The following is a 4,200-nucleotide window of genomic DNA, read 5'->3' as shown; positions in this document are numbered from 1 at the left end:
AGTTTTTGAGCAACAGCTTGCCTGAGATTCAAAGGTGGCTACTTTTAGCTGCGCTCATTTTTTAGTCTAAACTACAGGAGTTGATTCAAAAGGGAAAAAAACTATGTTGCCAAAATTCAAGGAAGAGAACCCAAACTTCAAAGGAAAGTTTCGATTTCAAGTAAATCCTTATTTGTGGGAGGATTTGCAACTAGATGAAGAAGTTGAACTCATTACCACCAATTGTTGCTATGTATTTGACAAACTTGTAAATATACTCAGCACAGATAATCCTAAATATCCTCACATATTTTAATATCTAAAGCCCTTAGCTGCGAGTGAGTTCAGCTAGTATATCGCAGAGTTCGCTCCATCAAAGTTATCGTTTGAAGCGCAGTTCAGAGAACTAGAAATGATCGGTTTCGTTGTTGAGTCCAGAGAAGTTATCGTCGATCGCCCGATCATAAATAATTGTTAAGAGATCGGGCATAACAAATCATTGGATCGGACAAAATTGTGATATTTTTAGGTTTAGTTGGAGTGATAGTTATGGGAATCAGCAGCGAAGACAGAGACACCCTCGAATGCCTAGAGCAAGAGCTATGGCGTCAAGAAACTCGCCTTGACAAGCAGCGCATGAATGAACTCCTCGCACCGGACTTCTTTGAATTTGGACGTTCTGGACGTGTCTGGCAAAGACAAGATACACTTGTGGCAGAGCCTTCATCAATAGATGTCATCTTTCCGCTACCTGAATTTCACATTCGCCTGCTCGATGAGAACATTGTTCAGGTTACCTATGACAGTGCATTTATTTATGACGGCGTTGTTGAACATACACACAGAAGCTCTATTTGGTCGCGAACGGCAAGCGGTTGGGTACTTCGCTTTCATCAGGGTACACCGTTTCAACCTTGACTACTCTCAGCACTCGGATCACAACGATGAATGCCATTACCTATAGACATCCAGAATTTGGGGATGAACACTAAATCAGTGCTTGTATGTGGGCTGCTGCGGATCTATGGGAACTTACAGATGGAACACCAGAAAGTGTTGCTGAATGGAAAAAAATTTCTGACCTAGAAGAATTAAGAGCCAGAATTTTGAGTAGCGAGAAAAGGCTAGTCGCTAGGTGGAGTGGGATTATTGTTGGTTTTATTGCATTTCAGAGAGGGAATCATCTGTCATTGTTGTTCGTCCGAAGAGAATTTGGTGGGCAAGGAATCGGTAGAGAACTATTCACTCGATGCAGCAACGATATTGAGGAAATCACGGTTAACTACAAAGAAGATGGAAAAAAGCTTCAGATTGAAGCAGTTGAGCGTGGTTAGGATTGCTATAATAGACCTCTTGCAAAAAAAATCTATCTTAGAATTAAAGGTTTTGAGTGTTAGACCTGAGAGCCAACTCATAATTGTCAAGTGCTGATATAACCTGCAATCTGCTCTAATTAAGCAAAACTTTTGATTATAGCATAAAATTATTTTGCAAGAGGTCTAATGACCTGAGCGATGGTTAGAGTCGATAAAAAGTAGCATGGAAAGAGAGTCAGCACCCCGCTTTAATTTTAGGCGGTTAAAACCGCTATCTCGCTTTCCTCTGAACTCTCGCATAGACTGAGTTTCCAGCTTCGGAGGTTTTCTCATGAAAATAATTTGGGAAAGAATTGATAATTGGCTGGCAGCCAATGCACCTGAAGTGCTGAAAAGTCTCAGACCGGGCGCTACTGATGAGGAGATTGATCGAGCAGAAGCATTCTTTGGTGTAGAGTTTCCCGAAGATTTCAAGCTGTCTTACCGCGTGCATAACGGTCAGGATGAAGAATCTTATTCCCTGTTCCCCAACTTGAAGTTCCTCTCTCTCCAAAGCGCGATCGAAATATCTGAAAAATGGCAGGATTATTCAGACGATAATTTTAGGTGCGATGGTGACGACATTTTTGAAGGAATCTGGAAGGGTTGGTGGAACCCGAATTGGATTCCATTCACAAACGAAAGCAATGGTGCTTGCGAATGCGTAGATTTAGCCCCAGCAGCAGGCGGAAATGTTGGACAAGTCATTATTGTTGAGTGGCAGGAACCTACTAGAGGGCTTATTGCACCTAATTTTCGAGTTTATATGGAGAACTTTGCAGATGCACTAGAACGAGGAGAATATCGGTTCTCTGAGGATGGTTATGGGTTAGTCGATCTAGTGGACTTTGAAATATTGATGCAGAAACATAATTGAAAGGCCCCAACAAGTAGCACAGGCTGTGGCAGTAGTTTGAAAACGATCGTTTTTTGTGAATAACGTATTGACATTGTAAATACATTTTACCTATACTAGGGAGCATGAATGTATACTTCGTGCTCAATGGCATTACCTTTGTATGGGACGAGGGAAAAGCGCGGATAAATCCCACGAATCATGATGGGGTTACTTTTCAACAAGCTGCTGAATCCTTCTTTGACCCATTTCTAGTTGTCGTTGATGCCAGCCGCAATGAGGAAGCGCGTGAGGCTGTGATTGGGCTAGATAGTCGGTGGAATCTACTGTATGTGGTTCACATTGAGCGTGAAGAAAATGTCATTCGGATTATTTCAGCACGTAAAGCAACTCGTCAGGAGAGGGCAGAGTATGAAGGTTGAAGCATTAAAGCAGCGATTAAACCGCAACCGTCCAATGACTAGCGTGACGATTCGTATGCCCGAAGATGTTGTGGAAGATTTAAAAAAAGTTGCACCATTGTTGGGTTTTTCGGGTTATCAGCCATTAATTCGTGCTTATATCGGTCAAGGTTTGCGCGTTGATTTAGAACGATTTGAGAGCGAGAAAGTAACAGCCTTAGTAGCAAGTTTGAAGCGTCGAGGTGTCAGCGATGCAGTGATTGATGAGGCATTAAAGGAAGTCGTTCATGCTGAGTCCTGTTAATTGTGTCGAGCCAGCAGTACAAAAAGGCGATCGATCTAACATTCAGATAGCTAACACGACACGGTATCTCATTACGCAAGTCACTGCCTCATGAACGCAGACGCTATGAACAATACCTCAAAAACCGACTGGGCTAGAATCGACGAAATGAGCGATAAAGATATCGATACCTCCGATATTCCACCGCTGTCGGAGGAGTTCTTTCATCGCCGATTAAAACTGTACAAATCCGCATTCGGACGATCGACCATTAATGAAAATATTCCCTGCTCGCATTCATATTCTGCTTGCCAGTCAAGCTCCCGTCGGACTAATCATTCGACGCGGCCCGTCGAAGCAGGTTGCAACAATGCTATGGGATCGACAATGCGATCGATTCCAACTGGGACAATGGTTAAAGGGACGCATCTACGAACGCCGGAGTGACCTCTCACCCGACGGCAAATATCTGATTTACTTCGCGATGAATGGTCGCTGGCAATCGGAGGCCTGTGGTGCCTGGACTGCGATTTCACAAGCACCATACCTCAAAGCGATCGCCATCTTCCCCAAGGGGGATTGTTGGAATGGGGGTGGTCTGTGGACGAGCCAAGCCACCTACTGGCTCAACGACGGCTACTACGGCCACCAGATATTGCGGGATACTTCGACAGTCCGTCGCGACACCACCTACGCCCCAACCTGCAATTATGGCAACAACGAGTGTCTCGGCGTCTATTACCCTCGACTTTTACGCGATGGTTGGCAACTGGTCGATCGCGTACAGTTCGGCAAAGGGAAAGACCAACATATCTTTGAAAAATCGATCGGCAACGGCTGGATACTCCGCAAAATCGCCCATGCCGAGAGCGATCACCCAGAGGGGAAAGGCTGTTATTGGGATGAACATTCACTAATTAATCGGGCTACTAATGCCACGATTAGTTATCCCCAATGGGAGTGGGCAGACCTGGATGGCAAACGGCTAGTCTGGGCGGCTGAAGGCAACCTCTATGCGGCAGAGATAACAGCGGAAGGATTAACCAACGTTGTCCTATTATTTGATTTTAATGATATGCAATTTCAGCCGATCGCTGCGCCATACTGAATCATCATCCATTTTTAACTGGATACCGATAACCGAACTTAAACCGCTATATGTCTATATCCATAACTTCTAGTTTGGTATCTCCGATTCTTTCGGAGTTAAAATTGATATCTCTTGCTGTCATAAAACGATAAATACTAAAACTGTAGTTTAGACTAAAAAATCAGTGCAGCTAAAAGTAGCAGCCTTTTAGCAGAAGGCAAGCTGTTGCTCAAAAA

General features: G+C 43.9%; 7 protein-coding genes. All 7 read left to right on the top strand.

All coding sequences use genetic code 11. The annotated features are described in order from the left end of the window. Positions 1-103 precede the first annotated feature (103 nt). The 7 genes from QT979_RS28445 (at position 104) to QT979_RS28415 (ending at position 3,982) form a co-directional block, all read left to right on the top strand. The gene (locus QT979_RS28445) at positions 104-295 is read left to right on the top strand and encodes a hypothetical protein (protein ID WP_333210772.1); all 192 of its coding nucleotides are present in this window, start codon (positions 104-106) and stop codon (positions 293-295) included. Positions 296-528: 233 nt separating this feature from the next. Beyond that, a complete protein-coding gene (locus tag QT979_RS28440; RefSeq protein ID WP_333210770.1) occupies positions 529-897 on the top strand; it encodes a DUF4440 domain-containing protein in 369 nt (122 codons plus the stop codon). 86 nt (positions 898-983) lie between these two features. Next, a complete protein-coding gene (locus QT979_RS28435) occupies positions 984-1,313 on the top strand; it encodes a GNAT family N-acetyltransferase (RefSeq protein ID WP_333210768.1) in 330 nt (109 codons plus the stop codon). A 313-nt stretch (positions 1,314-1,626) separates the two neighbouring features. Continuing rightward, entirely contained in the window at positions 1,627-2,211 is a 585-nt protein-coding gene (locus QT979_RS28430) for an SMI1/KNR4 family protein (protein WP_333312341.1), read from the top strand. Between the two features lie 104 nt (positions 2,212-2,315). Then, positions 2,316-2,612, top strand: a complete 297-nt coding sequence (locus QT979_RS28425) for a BrnT family toxin (RefSeq protein WP_333162936.1) — start codon at positions 2,316-2,318, stop codon at positions 2,610-2,612. Next, on the top strand, positions 2,602-2,895 hold the full coding sequence (locus QT979_RS28420; protein WP_333210765.1) for a hypothetical protein: 294 nt from the start codon (positions 2,602-2,604) through the stop codon (positions 2,893-2,895). The genes QT979_RS28425 and QT979_RS28420 overlap by 11 nt, the downstream gene beginning before the upstream one ends. Before the next feature lie 253 nt (positions 2,896-3,148). Then, the gene (locus tag QT979_RS28415) at positions 3,149-3,982 is read left to right on the top strand and encodes a hypothetical protein (RefSeq protein WP_333210763.1); all 834 of its coding nucleotides are present in this window, start codon (positions 3,149-3,151) and stop codon (positions 3,980-3,982) included. Positions 3,983-4,200 lie beyond the last annotated feature (218 nt).

It is taken from the genome of Microcoleus sp. w2-18bC1 (genome assembly GCF_036700365.1).
In the GTDB taxonomy this organism is placed as follows: Bacteria; Cyanobacteriota; Cyanobacteriia; order Cyanobacteriales; family Microcoleaceae; genus Microcoleus.
This window is presented reverse-complemented; position numbering and strand designations above follow the sequence as displayed.